The sequence below is a fragment of the Chryseobacterium sp. BGA-UO-ETr-SB22 genome, assembly GCF_059567885.1.
In genome coordinates, this window is the sequence record NZ_JCAQOV010000005.1 from 1,258,927 (window position 1) to 1,279,643 (window position 20,717).

The following is a 20,717-nucleotide window of genomic DNA, read 5'->3' on the forward strand; positions in this document are numbered from 1 at the left end:
AATCACGAAGCCCGTAAAAAATTCATAATTCATAACTCATAATTCAAAATTTATCACCATCTTTATGATATCAAAATAATATCAAATTAAAATTCAATTATGGAAAAAATCTTAAAACCTATGTCCGGCTATCTGACATTAGTGATTTGTCTCATTTTGTTTGTGGCCGCTGTTTATTTCTTTGTGAGTGGAGTAGATCAGAGCATTACTTTCGTGGTACTATCGATGCTTTGTTTCCTTACTTCATGCTTTTTTCTGAAAGGATTAATGATCATTCAGCCCAACCACTCAAGAGTGCTGAACTTTTTTGGAAAATATGTAGGGAGTGTAAAAGAGAACGGATTATTCTTCATCAATCCTTTATATTCTTCACAGAAAATGTCTTTACGTTCTGAGAATTTACAAGGACAGACTTTGAAAGTAAATGATAAAATGGGAAATCCTATTGAAATTGCAGTTGTTATGGTATGGAAAGTGGGAGATACTTATAAAGCAGCTTTTGATGTAGAGCGATATTCAGACTTTGTGAAAATGCAGAGTGAGGCAGCGGTACGTCATTTGGCGATGAGTTTTCCTTATGATAATTTAGAAGATGATCATGCTCCCATTACCCTTAGAGAAGGAGGAGATAAAATCAATTCTATTTTGGAGCAGGAGCTTACAGACCGTCTTTCAAAAGCAGGAATTATCATTCAGGAAGCGAGAATCTCGCACCTTGCTTATGCTTCGGAAATTGCAGGAGCAATGCTTCAAAGACAGCAGGCAACAGCTATTGTAGCAGCAAGAACCAAGATTGTGGAAGGAGCTGTAGGAATGGTAGATCTTGCATTGAAAAAGCTTTCAGAAGAAAACATTGTTGAGCTTGATGATGAAAGAAAAGCGGCAATGGTAAGCAATTTAATGGTAGTTCTTTGCGGAGAAAAAGCAGCTACACCAATATTAAATGCGGGAACACTTTATAATTAAGAAGTGAAAAATTAACAAATAGATTCTAGTGCAGATCTTATCTACGCTGGGATAGTCAGAAATAATGTTAGAGAATTTTAGAAAATGAAATCAGAAAAAGCTCAGAACTCTTCAGAAAACAAAAGCAAAAAATCTTTTGTGATAAGGATAGATGAGTCTACTTATAAACTCCTTGAAAAGTGGGCCAATGATGACTTCAGAAGTGTAAACGGACAGATAGAATACCTGTTGCATCAAAGCCTGATCAACGCAGGGAGGAAGAAGAAGGAGTAGTTTTAAAAAGGAAGAATTGAGGAGTATAAATGCTTTTTTTAGGGAGCAGATCTGCCAAAAGATAGTATTTCTTCTCTTTTTGAAATTGCAGAAAATATAAAAAAGGATTCTTTTTTTAGCTTTTCAATAAATAAATAACAATTCAATTAACCTTATACCAAAAAGAAAGCAGAGAAATATTCTCTGCTTTTTTATTTTATACAACTTTGAAGACTGTCTGCTCCAACGTAGAATATGACGAGCCAAATCAAGCCTTTAATGGTAAAGAAAGCAAGTCCTGCCCATCCCACACGCTTGAACCACTTCTTAAGCTTTGAGTTATTTTCTTGTGAATTTTCCATTGGTGATTATCAAAATGATTACCCTGCAAAGATAAACATGTTTATAATTAGTCCAAATAAAAAACACATTAAAAATTAAAGTTTTGAGGTTCACATAATATTTTTATCTTTAGAGAGAACGAAAAGTAAGATTTTATGTCAAAAAAAGTAAAGGATTTCGGAATCGAAAAAACGCTGAAAAATTTAGGTATTAAAGAAGAAAATAAAGGTACCTCAACAGGCGGGAAATATTTCGCTTCAGGAAAGGTGATTGAAAGCATTTCTCCTGTAGATGGAAAGCTGATCGCTAAAGTAAAAACTTCCGGAGAAAGTGATTATGACAAAGTAATTGAAACTGCTCAAAAAGCGTTTCAGGAATTCAGGCTGATCCCGGCTCCAAAAAGAGGAGAGATCGTAAGACAGCTGGGCTTAAAATTAAGAGAATATAAAGACGATCTTGGTAAACTTGTTTCTTACGAAATGGGTAAATCATTACAGGAAGGACTTGGAGAAGTTCAGGAGATGATTGACATCTGCGACTTCGCTGTAGGACTTTCAAGGCAGCTTCAGGGATACACCATGCACTCTGAAAGACCTGGACACAGAATGTATGAGCAATATCATCCGCTAGGGGTTGTAGGAATCATTACTGCATTCAACTTCCCGGTAGCCGTTTGGTCTTGGAATACAGCATTGGCTTGGATCTGTGGTAACGTTACGATCTGGAAGCCATCTGAAAAAACACCACTTTGTGCCATTGCATGTCAGAATATCATGATGGAAGTAATAAAGGAAAACAATCTTCCTGAAGGACTTTCAAGTGTATTGGTATCAGACCACGAAATCGGGCAGAAATTGGTAGATGATAAAAGAGTAGCCCTTGTTTCTTTCACAGGATCTACAAGAGTAGGAAGAATGGTTTCTTCTAAAGTAGCAGAGAGATTCGGGAAATCTATCCTTGAATTAGGTGGAAACAACGCTATTATCATTACAAAAGAAGCTGATATTGATATGTCTATCATTGGAGCTGTTTTCGGAGCTGTAGGAACTGCAGGCCAGAGATGTACTTCAACAAGAAGACTGATTATCCACGAAAGTGTATACAATGAAGTGAAATCAAGATTGACAAAAGCTTACGGGCAGCTGAAAATCGGAAATCCACTGGATGAAAATAACCATGTAGGTCCACTGATTGATACTGATGCAGTAAATCAATACGAAGAAGCTATCAAGAAATGTAAAAAAGAAGGTGGGAAATTCGCTGTTGAAGGCGGAGTTTTAACTGGAAAAGATTACGAATCCGGATGCTATGTGAAGCCTTGCGTTGCAGAAGTGAAAAACTCATACGAGATTGTGCAGCATGAAACATTTGCACCGATCTTGTATCTGATCAAATACAAAACACTAGAGGAAGCTATTGCTATTCAGAATGATGTTCCACAAGGGTTGTCTTCTGCGATCATGACTCAGAACTTAAGAGAAGCAGAATTATTCCTTTCTCATGCAGGTTCAGACTGTGGTATTGCTAACGTAAATATCGGAACTTCCGGTGCAGAAATTGGTGGAGCTTTCGGAGGTGAAAAAGAAACAGGAGGAGGAAGAGAGTCTGGATCAGACGCTTGGAAATACTATATGAGAAGACAAACCAATACTATCAATTACACCGCACAGCTTCCTTTAGCACAAGGGATTAAATTTGATTTATAAAAGCTTTACTTAAAACACTCAAAAAACATAAAACTTAATAACCTGAATGATTAAATGATTCATTCTTTGTGGATCATTTAATCATTCATTTATTAAATCACACAACAATTTATTATGGAACAGATATTAGATATAAAAGCAAATAAAGTAAAAGAAATAGTAGGAAGACATGTGTTGGCAGACGGTTTCGATTTTGTGATGGATATTGAAAAATCACACGGATCATGGCTTTATGATAAACTTACAGATAGAGAATACCTGGATATGTTTTCTATGTTTGCATCAGCATCTATCGGATACAATCATCCTTACCTTTTAGAAAGATCAGAATGGCTGGGAAAAATGGCTGTGAACAAACCTACTTTGGCTGACGTTTACTCGGAAGAATATGCTCATTTCCTTGAAGTATTCGAAAGAGTGGTTATTCCTGAAGAATTACAATATGCTTTCTTTATCGAAGGTGGATCTCTGGGCGTTGAAAATGCGATGAAAGCATGCTTCGACTGGAAGACCCGCAAAAATTTTGCAAAAGGATTAGAAACAGAAGCAGGAATCTGCATTCACTTCAAACAGGCTTTCCATGGAAGAAGCGGTTATACTTTAAGCTTAACCAATACTTCTGACCCAAGAAAGTACCAATATTTCCCAATGTTTAACTGGCCGAGAATTTTAAACCCGAAATTAAAATTCCCGATTACAGAAGAAAACCTTGAAGAAACAATCAAAAATGAAAACCTTGCTTTACTTCAGATTGAAGAGGCTATCTTGATGCACCCTGATAAAGTGGCTTGTATCATCATAGAACCTATTCAGGCAGAAGGAGGTGACAACCATTTCAGAGACGAATTCTTATTAGGATTAAGAAGAATCTGTGATGACAACGAAATCTTACTTATTTTTGATGAAGTTCAGACAGGGATCGCTATTACAGGAAAAATGTGGGCATTCCAACACTTTACAGCAAAACCGGACATCATTTCTTTCGGTAAAAAAGCACAGGTTTGTGGTGTTTTAGCCAATAAAGAAAAATTTGATGAAGTTCCGAACAATGTTTTCAGAGAAAGTTCAAGAATCAATTCTACATTCGGAGGAAACTTTATTGATATGCTTCGTTTCCAACTGGTAATGGAAGTGATTGAAAAAGAAAACCTGGTTGAGAATGCAAGAGTGGTTGGGGACTTCTTATTGGAAAGCTTGAAAGCTATTGCTGAAAAATATCCTGAAAAAATTTCAAATGCAAGAGGTAGAGGTTTGATGTGCGCTATTGACCTGCCATCTGGAGAACAAAGAAATCACTTGATGAATGAGCTTTTCAACGATGGATTAATCATTCTTTCATGTGGAGATCAGTCTCTTCGTTTCAGACCTCATTTGAATGTGACAAAGGAAGAAATTCAACTTGCTTTAGACAAAATTGAAAGCAATATTAATAAAATTTAAAACCCGGGATTTGTAATTTTGAAAAATATATCGTATATTTAGATACTCAAACAATTAGAATATGGAAAGAAGTACGAGAGTATCAGTTTATGAAAGTGATAACCCTTCAGAAATTCAGTTGGTTAAGTCTAAATTGGATGACGCGCAAATTACAAATACCGTTGAAAATAACTATCTTACGTTTACCACAACCCCAACAGCAACTTCGCTGAAGGTAATGGTAGATCTGGAAGAAGAAAAAAAAGCATTTGAAATTATTGATGCTTACCTTCAACAAAGTGAAAATCAATAAACAATTTCATAATTTTAAATTTTACTACTTCAAACCGAAAATTAATTCTCATTAATTTTCGGTTTTTTAATTAATTACAAACCATTAAAAGATTAATTTAATTCTTTAATCATTCAATCTTTTAATTTTTAATCAAATTTTATAACATGAACCCAGAGATCAAACTAAGACAATCGGAAATTGAAGACAGAAACAGAATTTGGGAAATTATCCAGCAATCAATTGAAAGAAGAAGACAGGATGGAAGTACCCAATGGCAGAACGGATATCCTAATCTGGGAACTGTGGAAAGTGATATTGCCAAAGGTTTCGGACATGTTTTGACAGTAGACGGCGAAATTGCAGTTTATGGAGCCCTGATTCTGAATGATGAACCAGCTTACAGTACCATTGAAGGAGCGTGGCTGAGTGATGGAGAATTCGTGGTGGTTCATAGAGTAGCTGTGGATGAAAAATTTGCAGGACAGGGAATGGTAAAGAAATTTTTTGATCATATCGAAGAGTTTACCAAATCCCATGACATTCAGAGTATTAAAGTAGATACCAATCATGACAATATTGCCATGTTGAAAATCCTTGAAGGCAGAGGCTATTCTTATTGTGGAGAGGTTCTTTTAAGAGATGGCATGAGAAAGGCTTTTGAGAAGATTATAATTTAAGCAAAAAGTTAAATCATCTTTCATTGAATTTTTAAACCGCCCTGTATTTATAAACTCTATCAGGTTTGTTCGTTTGGTTCTGAACTAATTTTTACTTTTGTTCAAATTTTTATATATGCACCAGAGTATAGAAATTGATGAGAAAATTTTTCAGGATGCCGTAAGATTTTATGGCACCGTGTTCAGCTTACCCCCTTTAGCATCAAAAATCTATTCCTACCTTCTTTTTGACTATGAGAAAGTAGGAATTACTTTTGACGAATTTGTTGAAGTGCTCTCCGCGAGCAAAAGCTCCGTTTCTACCAGTATTTCATTATTGTTAAATGCTCAGCTTATTGTTGATCATAACAAAATGGATGAGCGGAAGCGGTATTTTTTCATCAATGATGAATACAAAAAAATACGATTCGAAAAAATTGTCCAGAAAATGAAGGACGAAATGAAACTATTAGATGATTTAAACAATTTTAAAAAAAGTAAAGACGATGGATACAATGAAAGAATAGAAGTTTACAAAGCACTCTTAAACAAAAACATAGAAAATATTCAGGAATCTCTTAATAAACTATAAAATGAATAATAAGCTAGTTATACTTTCCATTGCAGCGCTTTCACTGACTGCCTGCAAAAAAGAAGCTCCGAAACAGGATGGTGCCAAGCCATATCCTGTTGTTTCCGTGGAGTCAAAAAATATAGTGGGTTATCAGACGTTTCCGGCTACCATCCAGGGTAGAGTAAACAATGATGTACGTGCAAAAATACAGGGATATATTACCCAGGTATTGGTAGATGAAGGACAATATGTTACAAAAGGACAGCCTTTGTTCCGTTTGGAAACCAATATCCTGAACGAAACTGCAGCTGCTTCCAAAGCAGGAATCGGTGCTGCTGAATCCAGTATTGCCGCTGCTCAGGCTTCTGTAAATGCTGCTCAGGTTGAAGTTAACAAACTAAAACCTCTGGTTCAGAAAAACATCATCAGCAACGTACAGTTACAGACCGCACAGGCTCAGCTGGCACAGGCACAGGCTCAGTTACAACAGGCCAATGCTTCCAAAAGACAGGCACAAGCCAATTATAAAGGAGTAGAAGCCAATATCGAATATTCCATCATTCGTGCTCCTATTTCAGGGGTGATCGGAAGACTGCCGTTAAAAGTAGGAAGTTTGGTAGGACCATCTGATCAGACTCCTCTGACAACGATTTCTGATACGTCTGAGATTTATGCTTACTTTGCAATGAATGAAAAAGAGTATTTTGATTTCCTTGAAAAGTCTCCGGGAGCTTCTATGCCTGAGAAAATCAAAAACTTACCAATGGTTGAGCTTCAGCTGGCGAATGGAAGTCTTTATCCTGAAAAAGGGAAAATTGAAGCCATTACCGGTCAGATTGATCCTACAACAGGAACCATCCAGTTCAGAGTTGCTTTCTCGAATGCTCAGAAATTATTAAGTAATGGTAACAGTGGAACCATCAGATTCCCTCATCAATATGATAATGTTCTTGTAGTTCCTGAAAGTGCTACTTACGAACAACAAGGTATTGTTTACGTATACAAAATAGAAAAAGGAGATACTGCCAGAAACGTTGTTGTAAATGTTATTGACAGAATTGACAATTTAGCGCTTATCAAATCTGGAGTTAATAAGGGTGAAAAAGTTGTTGCAGCTGGTATCGGAGGTTTAAAACCGGGAACAGCAGTGAAACCGAAGCCCATCAAAATGGATAGTCTTGTTCAATCAATAAAACCGAAATTCTAATGATAAAAAACTTTATTAACAGACCGGTTTTATCTACCGTAATCTCAATTTTGATTGTGATTCTCGGTGTGCTAGGACTGATCTCGTTACCGGTTACACAGTATCCGGATATTGCACCGCCCACAGTGAGTGTTTCCGCCAACTATACGGGAGCCAATGCGGAGACGGTGATGAAAAGTGTGGTAGTTCCTTTGGAAGAACAGATCAACGGGGTGGAAGGAATGGATTATATTACTTCCAGTGCCGGGAATGATGGTTCTGCGCAGATCCAGGTTTTCTTCAAACAAGGAATAGATCCGGATATTGCAGCAGTAAACGTACAGAACCGTGTGGCCAGAGCGACACCTCTTCTGCCGTCTGAAGTAACGCGTTCAGGTGTTGTAACCCAGAAGCAGCAGACCAGTGCCCTGATGTATATGTCTTTCTATTCTGAAAATAAAGATCTTGATGATGTATACCTTCAGAACTTTTTGAATATTAACATTATTCCAAACCTGAAAAGGGTAAATGGTGTAGGGGATGCCAACGTTTTCGGAGGTAAAAACTACTCAATGAGAATCTGGCTGGATCCGGCAAAAATGGCTGCCTACAGCGTAACTCCTACCGATGTTACCAATGCCATCAACGAGCAGAGTAGAGAAGCTGCAGCAGGTTCTATCGGACAAAACAGCGGAAGTTCTTTTGAATATATCATCAAATATGTAGGTAAATTCAATGATAAAGAACAGTACGATAATATTATCATCAAATCTCTTGCAAACGGACAAAACCTGATGCTGAAAGACGTTGCTAAAGTAGAACTGGCAGGACAGTCTTATACAGGAATCGGGGAGAATGGAAACAATCCTTCCATCAGTATGGGGATCTTCCAGACTCCGGGATCCAACGCACAGGAGATTATTAAAAATATCAAAGAATATCTGAAATCTGCGGAAGGAACTTTTCCGAAGGGTGTGAAGTATACTTTCAACTTTGATACCAACGAATTCCTGGAAGCTTCTATTGAAAAGGTAGTACATACCCTGATTGAGGCCTTCATTTTGGTATTTATTGTAGTATATATTTTCCTTCAGGACTTCAGATCTACGCTGATCCCGGCCATTGCGGTTCCGGTATCTATTGTGGGGGCTTTCTTCTTCCTGAATCTCTTCGGATATTCATTAAACTTGCTAACCCTTTTTGCATTGGTTCTTGCGATTGGTATTGTAGTGGATGATGCCATTGTCGTCGTCGAGGCTGTTCATGCCAAGATGGAGCATGGTATTTCAGATGCTAAAAAAGCAACGGTAGAAGCGATGGATGAAATTACAGGGGCTATTATTTCTATTACGTTGGTAATGGCAGCAGTATTTATCCCGGTAACCTTCATTACAGGTCCTACAGGGGTATTCTACCAACAGTTTGGTATTACGCTGATTATAGCGATTATCATTTCTGCTATTAATGCATTAACGCTGAGCCCGGTTTTATGTTCATTATTCTTAAAACCTCATGCAGAGCACCATAAAGAGTATAAAAATTTAAATCTGTTACAGAAGTTTTTCTATAAGTTTAATATTGCTTTTAAAACAACTACTGAACGTTACGGAAGAGGATTTGTATTCCTGTTAAGACACAAATGGGTAACCCTTATTATTTTTGCTGTTACCGGAGGTATCTTATTCTGGGCAAGCAGCAGTATGAAGAAAGGGTTTGTACCTACAGAAGACAGAGGAATTATCTTTACAGATGTTCAGCTTCCTCCGGGAGCTTCTATGGAAAGAACTTACAACGCTTTGAAAACGCTTCAGGCTAAAGCATTGAAAGTTCCGGGAGTACAGAACGTAACAATTTCCACAGGTAGAGGATTCCTATCCGGAAACGGAAGTAATAACGGTCTTGCCTTTGTTAAGCTAAAACCATTCGAAGAAAGGAAAAAAGACGGGCAGACTTCTGAAGATATCACCAAAAAGTTATTTGGAATTGTAGGAGCTGTTCCTGATGCCAAAGTAGTATTCTTCCAGCCGCCAAGTGTACCAGGTTTTGGTAACAGTGCAGGTTTTGAAATGGTATTGCTGGACAAATCTGGTGGAGAATATGCAGATCTGGATAATAAAACCAATGAATTCATCGGTAAGCTGATGCAGAGACCTGAAATTCAGTTTGCGCAGACTTCATTTAATACCAAATATCCGCAATATCAGATGGAAATTAATGTTCCTCTGAGCAAGCAGCTTGGGGTTTCTGTCAATGACATTCTGGCTACCATGCAGGGATATATTGGAGGTATTTATACTGCCGACTTTACCAAGTATGGAAAACAGTTCAGAGTGATGGTTCAGGCTCTTCCTGAAAACAGAAAAAACATTGAAAATCTGAATCAGCTTTATGTAAGAACAGGATCAGGCATCATGTCTCCGATTTCACAGTTTGTAACATTGACAAAAGCATACGGACCACAATCTGTTAGCCGTTATAACCTGTTTACTTCAGTAAAAGTGACAGGAGCCAACTCTGACGGATACAGTTCCGGGGATGCAATCGCCGCTGTACAGCAGGTAGCTAATGAAACATTGAATCAAAACTACGCAGTAGAATTTACCGGGTTAACCAGAGAAGAATTAAATTCAGGATCTCAGACGCTTCTGATTTTCGGGTTAAGTTTGATCTTCGTTTACTTTATTCTTTCTGCACAGTATGAAAGTTATATCCTTCCGCTGATCGTTATTATTTCTCTTCCTCTTGGGGTAATGGGAGCTTATTTCGGACAGAAGATTATGGGCTTGGAAAATAATATTTACTTCCAGATTGCCCTGATCATGCTTGTAGGACTACTGGCGAAAAATGCAATCCTTATCGTTGAATTTGCTGTTCAGAGAAGGCATCATGGTGAAACTATTGTCATGTCAGCCATCAATGCAGCGAAAGCCAGGGTGAGACCTATTCTAATGACATCATTCGCCTTTATCTTCGGTTTATTACCGCTAGTTCTGGCAAGTGGAATTGGAGCAGTAGGGAACAGATCTATCGCTACGGGTGCGGCAATTGGACTATTGATAGGAACTATTTTGGGATTATTTGTAATTCCGGTTCTGTATGTGATTTTTGAAACACTGCAGGAAAAAATTAAACCTATCAAAAAAGAAGATATCAATTTAGCAGAATAAAATTAATTAGAGAAGTTAGAAGTTAGATATTTAGAAATCAGTCTAAAACCATATCTAACTTCTAGCCTCTAACATCTAATTTCTAATTTTTTATAATGAAGAGTTTATTAAACATCATAAAAGGAATCACTTTTTCAGTTTTCATACTCGGAGCCATCTCATCCTGTATGGCAAGAAAAGAGTATGAAAGACCGAAGAGCATTGTGGACGAAAAGCTTTTTCGTACAGATATGCTTCCTTCAGACAGTACCAATATCGCAGATATTTCATGGAAAGAGATATTTACAGATCCAATACTGCAGGGGCATATTTCTAAAGCATTGGAAAACAACTTAGATATCAGAATCGCACTGCAGAGCATCAATTCTGCGGAAGCTTACCTGAAACAAAGTAAAGCAGCTTATCAGCCGACACTTTCTATAGGACCCAACTATACCTTCCAGACGCAGTCTATCAATACCCAGTTTGGGCAGATTATTGGAGAAAGGCGTTATGTAAACCAGTTTGATATCACAGCAAGTATTGGCTGGGAAGCAGATATTTGGGGGAAATTAAGAGCTCAGGAGAAAGCGCAAGTCGCTACTTATTTAGGAACTGTTGCTGCCCACAAAGCTGTTAAAAGCAGTCTTGTATCTTCCATCGCTTCGGCTTACTATCAATTGTTAACTTTTGATGCACAGAAGAGAATTATTACAGAAACTATTGCAGTAAGAGAGAAAAACTTAGAAGCTACAAAGGCTTTAAAAATTTCAGGAACAGTTACTGAAGTTGCTGTACAGCAAAGTGAGGCACTTGTTTTCAATGCCAAATCATTACTGATTGATATTGATACACAGATCCAGCTTCTTGAAAATACCATGAGTCTTTTAATGGGAGAATCTTCTCATTCTATTGAAAGATCTACATTAGAAGGGCAAAACCTTCCGATTGATTTAAAATTGGGTTATCCTACTCAGCTTTTGGCTAACCGTCCGGATGTAATGAGAGCAGAATACAGCTTAATGAATGCATTCGAACTGACGAATTCTGCCAAAGCTCAGTTTTATCCTACTTTAAAACTGACAGGAAGCGGAGGTCTTCAGTCTGTGGATATTGACCATTTATTCAGTGTCAATTCATTATTTGCGAATGTAGTAGCAGGACTGGCTCAGCCAATTTTGAACAAAAGACAGATCAAGACCAACTATGATGTAAGTCTTGCCAATCAGGAAACGGCTTATCTCAACTTCAGAAAGACAGTTCTTACTGCAGGAAAAGAAGTTTCAGATGCCATCAGAGTTTTCTCTGTGCAGGATTCATTTATTGAGTTGAAACAAAAAGAACTGAATGCCTATAAAAAATCGGTTGACTATTCCCAGGAATTGGTGAACTACGGTATGGCAAACTATCTTGAAGTATTGAATGCAAGTGTAAATTCATTGAACGCAGAACTTAATATTTCCAATGCGAGATACAGTAAAATGAAGGCAGCTGTGGAGCTTTACCAGGCTTTAGGAGGAGGCTGGAAGTAACCGTATTCTAACAGTATAGACGATAAAACGTATGTCAGTAATGGCATACGTTTTTTATTTGTTCTATGTTAAAATTCTTTAAAGAATAAATTTAGTTTGGATATATGTATTCAACTACGTAGTTTTGTACTTTAAAATTCAAACACTATGAAATTAAAGATACAGCCCATAGGAAATTCTTATTCGGAACAGGCGATTGACTTGATTTTGAATATTCAGCAGAAGGAGTTTAATATTCCGATCACCATTAAAGATCAGCCTGATCTTTTGCAGATTGAAAGTTTTTATACGGAAGCAGGAGGTAACTTTTGGGGTGCTTTTGTAGATGGTGAACTGGTAGGTTCCATTGCATTGGTTAAGTTTGATGAAAGGGCAGGAGCGATCAGAAAGATGTTTGTTAAAAAAGAATTCAGAGGGAAAGAACTGAATATTGCTCAGGAATTATTGGAAGTGTTAATTTCTTTCTGCCGTGAAACAGCAATTGATGATCTGTATTTGGGAACCATAACGGTCCTGAAAGCAGCACAGCGTTTCTACGAAAGGAATCACTTTGTGAAGATTGAAAAAGGAAATCTCCCTGAGAAATTCCCTTTAATGAGTGCTGATGATATTTTTTACCATTTAAATATTGACTGAATATGAATGTGATCAACGAAGCAGGAATTCTTGCCATATCAACCCGATTGCACCGTTTGAGTGAACAACTGAGAAAAGACGGAGCCCTGATCTATAAAGCATTTGGAATCGATTTTGAGCTTAAATGGTTTCCGGTGATCTTTACCATTTATAAAAAAGAAATCGCAAGCGTTGTTGAAATTGCCAATGAGATAGGGTATACCCATCCATCCACCATAACCCTGCTCAAAGAACTCGAAAAACTGGAGTTGATACAATGGGAAAAGGATAAACAGGATGAACGAAAAAGGATGTTTAAATTAACTCCAAAGGGGAAGGAACTCATTGATAAAATGAAACCGGTCTGGGAGTTGATGTCACAGATTCTGGGGGAAATTACTGATAACAATAATAATCTGCTGGCAGCTATTGATGAGGCCGAGGAGAAAATTGAAAGCCAGTCTTTTTATCAGAGGGCGCTGCAGGTGAAGAACTCGAAATAGAATAGATTATTTTTCCGATAAAAGAGTTGTATTAGGATACAACTCTTTTTATTCTAGTACTATATCCAATGATCTTATGGATGATATCCTACATTTTAAATATTCTTTTTCCTCTTCCGTTAATTCATTTGTTCCAAGTGCAATATCTTCCCAAGCTTTACCATTCTGACGTTTAAGAGCAAATTCAATGGATTCGATTTTGATTTTCTTATTAAGCCCCAGTATTCTCAGATCTATCCGTTGTCCTTCTTTGATTTCGCCCTCTATAATTTGTCCTATTAAGAAAAATTGTCTTTCTGTAATCTGAAAAGTATCGTTAAGCTTAAATTGGGCAACAGTTAAATGATGCCAGCTATGTCCGCAGTGTCTGCATTGTTTTGCATATGGAGTACGGGTAAGTTTGTTGCATTTCGGACAATCGTTGAAAAAAACTTTTTCTGGAGTTTCAGTCATTATACGCGTGACAATGTTTTGTTCAAAGACCTCATAACCATTTTCTAATAGATTTATGATTTCAGGATCAGAACTTATCCAGCCCTTATCTATCATTATCTTTCGGAATTTTGGATTTTCATTACTCTTGAAAGAATATATCTGATGTTTTTGAGCTAACTTTTCATGTTTAGTCATTAAGTTACTGAAATAGTTGATAATATAAGCTGTCGTTTCTCTGTCCATATTTCACTGAAAAATTAATGATTTTTTAGTTTTTTATTCTCTCTAATTTATCATTTATTTTCGTTCACTAATGATAATTTTTATAAAGGGATTAATTATTAAATATATTTTGATTCTAATAGTTTTTTTAATTGTTCTTACTGACAAACTATTGTCAATCATCTTTCTTAATTTTAAACGATCAAAACGTGTAAAAGCAGATAGTATGGGAACAACTCCAGAAAGACCAACTGTATATATAAATACAAAAGCAGAATGGCGGGCATGGTTACAAGAGAACCATCAGAAATTACAATCTATATGGCTTGTCTGCAATACACGAAAATCTAATTTACCCATGGTGTATTGGACTGAGCTGGTAGATGAAGCTCTTTGTTTTGGCTGGATTGACAGCACAAGAAAAACCATTGATGAAGGTTCTTTTATGCAGTTATTCAGCAGGAGAAAACCTAATAGTACATGGTCAAAAATCAATAAAGAGAAAGTTGGAAGACTGATTGAAAATGAGCTGATGACAAAAGCCGGATTTGAAACCATTAGAATTGCTAAAGAAAATGGCTCCTGGAATATTTTAGATAGTGTGGAAGACCTTGCCATTCCTGAAGATCTGATGGAGGCATTTAAAATTCATGAAGGTTCAGAAGTGTATTTTCTAAGTTTGAGCAAATCCATTAAAAAAATGTTGCTGCAGTGGGTCATACTTGCCAAAAGACCCGAAACCAGGAAAAACCGTATAAATGAAATAGCGACACACGCTGCTCAGAATAAAAAACCTAAAAACTTTTAATCGGTAAAAGACAGCGTATTCTTTTATTCGAGATTTCGGAGTAAGATAAAAAAATCGGCTGACCCATTTTTGGGCCAGCCGATTCAATTGATTCATTATTGAAATAATATTGTCTTAGAATCTCAAAGTGGCTGCAACAGACCAGGTTCTTCCAAAACCAAGGAATCCTGTATTGCCATCTGCAACACCCTGATACACTCTGCCTGCATCCTGATAGGTTTTCCCTGCATCCGGACCATTAGCAATTTTATCACCTGCGAAAATATTGGAGCTTAATTCAGAAATATAATATTTGTTGAATAAGTTGTATACATTCGCTCTCAATGTTAAAGATTTTTTCGCATCCAATGTGAATTTGTAAGAAGCACCTATATCAAATAAATGGTAGCTTGGCAATTTTACAATTCCTTTTTCTCTTGCTGCTTCAGTAAGGAAGTTAATCGGGTTGAACTGTGCATACAGTCTGTCATAATATTCCCAGTTTGCATCAATACTGAAAGCTTTGGTAATATTATAATCCGCTCCAATGCTTGCTGTTGTTTGTGCAGCATCTCCCACCTTCAGGTCTTTGATATTGATCACTCCTGTAGCTCCGGATATTTCCTGGTTGGTTTGAACATCCAGAATGTTGAAGTTAGCATTTCCTTTGTATTTCCAGTTCCCGAAAGAAACCATTCCTCTAAGTTTAAGATTAGCAAAAGGTCTTGCTTTTGTCTCCAGTTCAAGTCCCTGGTGTACCTGACCAACGTTCAGTGCATTATAGAAATAAGCATTTCCAAGGCTTAACTGAGGGAATTTTGCAACATCCGCTGCTGTAGCATTGAATGTTCTTGAAATAAATCTGTCATCCCACTGCGTTCTGTAAGCATTAATGTTTACATCTATATAACGCGATTTGAAACCATATCCTAATTCTACAGAGAAGATTCTTTCATTCTTTGCATCGTTATAAATATTCTGGTTGGATGGGAATAAAGCGTTGAATAACGGCTGTCTTGAGATCACTCCTGTATTGAAAAATACATTATGATGATCATCTATATTATAGTTGGCTCCTCCTTTTACGATATATCCCGTTTTGTGGTACCATTTGGTTTCCTGGTTTCCTGGTGTATACAGCATATAATCTACTCTCTTATAGTATTGCTCGGAAACGGACCCCTGAACAGATGCACTTAGCTTTTCAGAACTGTATTCAACCATTCCGTAGATACCTGCCCATTTTACCAAACCTTCATTGTGGATAGATACTTTCTGAGCATCTTTAAGCTTGGTAAGTGGTTCTGGTTTTACAGTTTGATTGATAAAATATCCTTTTGGTGCATTGGCTGTATTGGGAACATATAATGCATCTGATCCTAACATATCAGTTACAATGTCATACAGAGCTCCTTTATATGTTTTAAGATCAATACCTCCGTTAAAGGTCCAGTTATTTTTTTTGTAATTAAGGTCTGCAATGACTCCATACCAGTCATGAGCATTGATGCTTTGCTTTCTAACGATACCATTGGTTCCGTTCAGAGTAGCTACGTATTTTCCGTTGTAATCAGTAGGAGAGCCTGCAGGTGCTGTAAAGGTTGATTTTTGGAAGCTGTTTCCATTATAATCTGTTACCATACCGCCTCTGTTATAACGGTAAATCATATCCCAGTTGATCGTACCGTCTCCGCCCGCACCAGAATTCATGAAATTCATAGTTTGTCCTGCTGCGTTTTTGATAGAACCGTTAAGTCCGGTACCACCGCCGCCACGTCCCCATGAACCATAAAGAACGGTAGATAATTTCAGATTATCATTAATATTCCAGTCCCAGTTTAATGAAGCAATAGGCTTGTGGTAGAAGTTAGGTGCTAAATTGAATTGAGAACCATTCAGCATTCCTGTTTGTGGGTTGTATCTTCTTCCATAAGTATCAAGTTGCTGCAAAGTAGCCACATTCGCTCCCGTAGCAGAAGATCTTCTTGTGTCATGTACCTGTGGTGCTCCGGTTGCGATAAAATTGAAAGCATGTTTTTCATTAGGCTTAAATCCTGTAGAGAAAAACCAGGAATAACCTTCTCCCTGTGTTCCGTTGATATAACCGTCCCCTTGCCAACGGGAAAGCAATACGGTTGTTCCCCATTTGTTTTTTAACCCTGAAGAGTACATTGCAGATATTCTGGAGTAGTTGTCGTTACCAACTTCTCCTTTCACCATTGCTTTCTGCTCAGAATCTGTAGCTTTGGTTACAATGTTGATGGTTCCTCCTACAGAGGGAACAACAAATTTAGAAGCTCCCAATCCTCTCTGAATCTGAATATTGCTGGCAATGTCAGCTAATCCTGTCCAGTTAGACCAGTACACAGTACCTCCCTGCATATCATTCACGGGTTGCCCGTTGATAATAACTGCAATGTTAGCACCGTCAAAACCTCTCATGTTGATTCTGCTGTCTCCGAATCCTCCACCTACTTTGGTCACGTAAACGGATGGAGTAGACTTCATAATTTCAGGAAATTCTCTGTTTCCCAGTTTCTCCTGAATCTCTGCTGCTTTGATGTTGGAAACTGCAACAGGTGTTTTTCTCTCTTTGGCTGTTTGGGAAAGGTTTCTACCTACCAACATAACCTCATCAATAGATTTTGATTTGTCTAAAGAATCCTTCGTACTCTGCCCATAATATATGGCGGCCGTAGGTAATACAAGCGCTATAATTAGTCGCTTTTTAAAAGTAATGCTCATGAAATAAACTAGCGTTTTTGAATTTAAGGCTGCAAAGATGGATATTTATTTTTTAATAAAGTATTAAATCTTCATTACGTGATTTCAGAAAGCATCCGGATGATCTGTTATTACTCATTTTTTTAAGTGTATTAATTAATTCAGATATTTAATTTACAATTTGTTATAAAAGTGAATTATCAAAAACAGGAAATGTGTTTAACTGCATAAAATAATTATGCAGTTCCTTATATTTTTCATTATAACGACCGCTGTTTCTTTAAAATATTCTAATTATTCATCCATTTAGTGATAGAACGTTTGGTAATTGACTAGAGTCATAAACTTTATACTGTTGTTTTGATACCTTGTATTATCATTTTATTTTAAAACCGTATTTATAGTATGAAAAAGAATTTTTTTGAAAAGTTTTCAGATCGTGTTGTCTATATTACCGGAAGTCCCGGAGCTTTTATCGGTGCAACTTTACTTGTTGTTATCTGGGCGGTTTGCGGACCTGTTTTCGACTATTCAGAAACCTGGCAGCTGGTTATCAATACAAGTACTACTATTATAACTTTCCTAATGGTATTTCTGATTCAAAAAACTCAGAATAAAGACTCTAAAGCGATCCAGATAAAGCTGAATGAACTTATAGCATCCTATGAAAAAGCCAGTAACAGGCTGGTGGATATTGAAGATTTAACGGAAGAAGAACTTGACCAGCTTCATAAGTATTATGAAAAATTAGGGAAGTTTTCCAATAAACCAAGACCTTCATTAGATTCTACCGAGCAGCAGCAACGATATAAATAATTGTCGATATGGTGGGAGCCTGAAAATTTCTGCACATAGTGACAGATCAATTATTTTGATATCTATAACCGTTTGTGTAAAGAAATATCAGTCTTAAAATAACTTATATTCCTTAAATTTTTTAGATACCACATCTCAGTATTTCAGGCAAAAATGGTCTTATAGTTGTAGAATTATCACCAATCAAACACTAAATAGTATATTATGGAAACTAGAACAGCAACAAAAAAAGCAACCGTAAAAAAAGCAGCAACACGGAAAGCATCTGCAAAGACTCCGGCTAAAAAAGGTGCGGCAAAAGGGTTGGAAGACCTTTTTGAAGAGGCACTGAAAGATCTTTACTGGGCTGAAAAAGCACTTTTGAAAGCATTGCCAAGAATGATGAAAAACGCGACCAGTGAAAAACTTAAAACAGCAATAAACAAACATATTAAGGAAACGGAAGATCATGTTGACAGGCTGGAAAAATGTTTTAAAGCACTCGGTAAGAAAGCTCAGGCAAAGAAATGTGATGCGATGCAGGGACTGCTGGATGAGGGGAAAAGCATTATAGAAGAAACAGAGCCGGGAGCGGTAAGAGATGCAGGAATCATTGCAGCAGCACAAAAAGTGGAACATTATGAAATTGCTTCCTATGGTACACTTGCAGCCTTTGCAAAAGTATTGAAAGAGAAGGATTGTCTTAAAAATCTTTTGAGCACACTAGAAGAAGAAAAAAAATGTGATGATCTGTTAACAAAAATTGCTGATACTAATCTTAACAGCAAAGCAATATAAAACAATATTCAATTATAGAAAGGAGATCAGATATCAATTTGATCTCCTTTTTTATGTTGAGATCCCAGAGATTCAAGAAAGAAGTGGTAATAGTTTTGGTTATTTTTGTATCGTTTTTAATGTATTTGTAGATATTATTTGTATCAATTGTAATTTCCTTCTATCGTATAATATTCAAAGAGCCAATAAAAGCTTCAAGAGTGCTCCGTGTTAGTAACGGTTGCTATGCTTAGGAATATAATTCTATTATTTAAAAATTAAAAAATATGACCCAGCTCAGCCTGTTCGACTCAGAAGAATTGTATGAATTTCCCAAAGATCTTCTGGAGTATCGAGAATATTTCCTGAATCAGGAAGAAGCTGACAAACTTAAGGCTCATTTGCTTGAAACAGCTCCCTGGAAACAAAGAACCCAGAAAATGTATGATAAAATGGTGCTGACACCGCGCTTAACGGCATGGTATGGAGATCCGAAAACGGATTATCCATTAGGAAATGGTGAAGTGGAGACTCATCTCTGGACACCTGAACTGTTTTCTTTAAAAGAAAGAATAGAAGAAACATTTGGTTATCAGTTCAATTCCGTATTGCTTAATCTTTACCGGAATCACAATGACTCTGTTGCCTGGCATCGGGATAAGGAAAGCAGATATGGAAACCGACCGGTGATTGCATCAATAAGTTTAGGACAGACCAGAAACTTTGATTTCCGTAAAAGAGACCATCATCAGAGTAAATACAGTCTACCTCTTCCTCATGGTTCATTATTGATCATGAAAGGAGACTTGCAGGAACATTGGGAACATCGGATTGCTAAATCTGTAACCTCTATGAAAGAACGCATTAATCTTACATTTCGGTTAGTAAGAGAAGCGTAATGATTAAAAGCTTCATAAGCCTTATTCCTGAGACAGATTCTGTTTAAAATTAGCGATAAAATCCTCCGCACTGGGGATACTCTCTAAATTGCTTTTAATTCTCTCCAAAAGATCATTGAATAAAGCTTCTCCGTTTAAAACCTTCAATGAATATTCGAATGGATATAAAGAAATAACACCCCCATTGTTATTGTATTTAAGACTCATAAATCGTAAAGGAAATTCCGGGGTTTTATCTCTATACAATTTAAATCCTAATTCATGGACCATATAGTATGAAAATGCTACTGTCAACATCAGTCCAATCTGCTTATCATCCTGATCAAATGATTTACAATACTCATAAAATCCAGGTTCTACAGTAACGGCTTTATCTAAATTCATGGGATGATAAATAGGATTTTCAAGAGCCTGTGCTATTTTGTTATCCATAAAATAGCTGTTCAACATTCTGAATGAGCCATCCATCAGAACATCATCTGATAAAAGCGGATCTTCAGTATATCGGTTACTAAAATATTCGTCTGTATAAGCTCCGTCTATTCTTGGATCTGCAGACTGCTGATCTGTGGTATTTTTATTTTTTGAAAAAATCTTTTTGAAGAAGCTCATGGGGTAGTTTTTATAAGGTATTATCTGACAAATATAAAAATTATTGGTTATTCTGAGACTTTTTAAAATATCTTTTGCTCCTTTTTTATACATGAATGGTGTTTCAGAATAAAAAGCTGCGATGTGTTTTCTTTTTCCGGAAAAAAGCTGCACCTTTGCCCCAACAATGGGGTGCTACAGAACAGTGGCTGAGATGATACCCAGGAATTTACTTCCACACCTGATCCGGATAATGCCGGCGTAGGGATTGCTTACTTATCATCTCATCATTTGA

Annotated in this window: 20 protein-coding genes and 1 riboswitch; of the genes, 16 read left to right on the forward strand and 4 right to left on the reverse strand. The window is 36.9% G+C overall.

What is annotated here, in order from left to right; genetic code table 11:
• Positions 1-99 precede the first annotated feature (99 nt).
• Complete coding sequence (locus AC57AW_RS12990; RefSeq protein ID WP_318845999.1) at positions 100-966, forward strand: SPFH domain-containing protein; 867 nt, start codon at positions 100-102, stop codon at positions 964-966.
• Between the two features lie 84 nt (positions 967-1,050).
• A complete protein-coding gene (locus AC57AW_RS12995) occupies positions 1,051-1,239 on the forward strand; it encodes a type II toxin-antitoxin system antitoxin (protein WP_496352212.1) in 189 nt (62 codons plus the stop codon).
• Between the two features lie 191 nt (positions 1,240-1,430).
• On the opposite strand, the gene AC57AW_RS13000 is transcribed toward AC57AW_RS12995, so the two are convergent.
• Positions 1,431-1,580: an FAM210 family protein gene (locus AC57AW_RS13000; RefSeq protein WP_047375093.1), complete on the reverse strand. Its 150-nt coding sequence runs from the start codon at positions 1,578-1,580 to the stop codon at positions 1,431-1,433.
• A gap of 135 nt (positions 1,581-1,715) precedes the next feature.
• Between AC57AW_RS13000 and amaB the strand changes: the two genes are divergently transcribed.
• The 10 genes from amaB (at position 1,716) to AC57AW_RS13050 (ending at position 13,192) form a co-directional block, all read left to right on the forward strand.
• Positions 1,716-3,266, forward strand: a complete 1,551-nt coding sequence (gene amaB / locus AC57AW_RS13005; protein ID WP_318845997.1) for an L-piperidine-6-carboxylate dehydrogenase — start codon at positions 1,716-1,718, stop codon at positions 3,264-3,266.
• A gap of 114 nt (positions 3,267-3,380) precedes the next feature.
• Positions 3,381-4,706, forward strand: a complete 1,326-nt coding sequence (gene lat / locus AC57AW_RS13010) for an L-lysine 6-transaminase (protein WP_496352214.1) — start codon at positions 3,381-3,383, stop codon at positions 4,704-4,706.
• Between the two features lie 61 nt (positions 4,707-4,767).
• Complete coding sequence (locus tag AC57AW_RS13015) at positions 4,768-4,998, forward strand: DUF2007 domain-containing protein (RefSeq protein WP_047422808.1); 231 nt, start codon at positions 4,768-4,770, stop codon at positions 4,996-4,998.
• Positions 4,999-5,144: 146 nt separating this feature from the next.
• Complete coding sequence (locus AC57AW_RS13020) at positions 5,145-5,657, forward strand: GNAT family N-acetyltransferase (protein ID WP_496352215.1); 513 nt, start codon at positions 5,145-5,147, stop codon at positions 5,655-5,657.
• A gap of 115 nt (positions 5,658-5,772) precedes the next feature.
• Positions 5,773-6,228, forward strand: coding sequence for a transcriptional regulator (locus AC57AW_RS13025; protein ID WP_318845994.1), 456 nt, complete (start codon positions 5,773-5,775; stop codon positions 6,226-6,228).
• Between the two features lies 1 nt (position 6,229).
• Complete coding sequence (locus AC57AW_RS13030) at positions 6,230-7,417, forward strand: efflux RND transporter periplasmic adaptor subunit (RefSeq protein ID WP_318845993.1); 1,188 nt, start codon at positions 6,230-6,232, stop codon at positions 7,415-7,417.
• Positions 7,417-10,563 (forward strand): efflux RND transporter permease subunit, encoded by a 3,147-nt coding sequence (locus AC57AW_RS13035; protein ID WP_496352216.1) that lies wholly within the window; start codon positions 7,417-7,419, stop codon positions 10,561-10,563. The genes AC57AW_RS13030 and AC57AW_RS13035 overlap by 1 nt, the downstream gene beginning before the upstream one ends.
• 95 nt (positions 10,564-10,658) lie before the next feature.
• Entirely contained in the window at positions 10,659-12,074 is a 1,416-nt protein-coding gene (locus AC57AW_RS13040) for an efflux transporter outer membrane subunit (RefSeq protein WP_496352217.1), read from the forward strand.
• A gap of 147 nt (positions 12,075-12,221) precedes the next feature.
• The gene (locus AC57AW_RS13045; protein WP_496352218.1) at positions 12,222-12,710 is read left to right on the forward strand and encodes a GNAT family N-acetyltransferase; all 489 of its coding nucleotides are present in this window, start codon (positions 12,222-12,224) and stop codon (positions 12,708-12,710) included.
• A 2-nt stretch (positions 12,711-12,712) separates the two neighbouring features.
• Positions 12,713-13,192 carry a MarR family winged helix-turn-helix transcriptional regulator gene (locus AC57AW_RS13050; protein ID WP_496352219.1) on the forward strand — a complete coding sequence of 160 codons (480 nt, stop codon included), beginning with the start codon at positions 12,713-12,715 and terminating at the stop codon, positions 13,190-13,192.
• Between the two features lie 48 nt (positions 13,193-13,240).
• Here the strand turns inward: AC57AW_RS13050 and AC57AW_RS13055 are convergent, their stop codons facing one another.
• Positions 13,241-13,870, reverse strand: a complete 630-nt coding sequence (locus AC57AW_RS13055) for a hypothetical protein (RefSeq protein ID WP_496352220.1) — start codon at positions 13,868-13,870, stop codon at positions 13,241-13,243.
• A 205-nt stretch (positions 13,871-14,075) separates the two neighbouring features.
• Here AC57AW_RS13055 and AC57AW_RS13060 point away from each other — a divergent pair, with 205 nt between their 5' ends.
• Complete coding sequence (locus AC57AW_RS13060; protein ID WP_496352221.1) at positions 14,076-14,657, forward strand: YdeI/OmpD-associated family protein; 582 nt, start codon at positions 14,076-14,078, stop codon at positions 14,655-14,657.
• A 114-nt stretch (positions 14,658-14,771) separates the two neighbouring features.
• Here AC57AW_RS13060 and AC57AW_RS13065 read toward each other — a convergent pair whose 3' ends face one another.
• Complete coding sequence (locus tag AC57AW_RS13065; RefSeq protein WP_496352222.1) at positions 14,772-17,381, reverse strand: TonB-dependent receptor; 2,610 nt, start codon at positions 17,379-17,381, stop codon at positions 14,772-14,774.
• Between the two features lie 384 nt (positions 17,382-17,765).
• Between AC57AW_RS13065 and AC57AW_RS13070 the strand changes: the two genes are divergently transcribed.
• The 3 genes from AC57AW_RS13070 (at position 17,766) to AC57AW_RS13080 (ending at position 19,831) form a co-directional block, all read left to right on the forward strand.
• Positions 17,766-18,176, forward strand: coding sequence for a low affinity iron permease family protein (locus AC57AW_RS13070; RefSeq protein ID WP_496352223.1), 411 nt, complete (start codon positions 17,766-17,768; stop codon positions 18,174-18,176).
• A gap of 204 nt (positions 18,177-18,380) precedes the next feature.
• On the forward strand, positions 18,381-18,953 hold the full coding sequence (locus AC57AW_RS13075) for a YciE/YciF ferroxidase family protein (RefSeq protein WP_318845985.1): 573 nt from the start codon (positions 18,381-18,383) through the stop codon (positions 18,951-18,953).
• A 266-nt stretch (positions 18,954-19,219) separates the two neighbouring features.
• Positions 19,220-19,831 (forward strand): alpha-ketoglutarate-dependent dioxygenase AlkB family protein, encoded by a 612-nt coding sequence (locus AC57AW_RS13080; protein WP_496352224.1) that lies wholly within the window; start codon positions 19,220-19,222, stop codon positions 19,829-19,831.
• A gap of 21 nt (positions 19,832-19,852) precedes the next feature.
• On the opposite strand, the gene AC57AW_RS13085 is transcribed toward AC57AW_RS13080, so the two are convergent.
• Complete coding sequence (locus tag AC57AW_RS13085; RefSeq protein WP_496352225.1) at positions 19,853-20,443, reverse strand: hypothetical protein; 591 nt, start codon at positions 20,441-20,443, stop codon at positions 19,853-19,855.
• 157 nt (positions 20,444-20,600) lie between these two features.
• A riboswitch (TPP riboswitch) is annotated at positions 20,601-20,707 on the forward strand.
• The last annotated feature ends 10 nt before the right edge of the window (positions 20,708-20,717 follow it).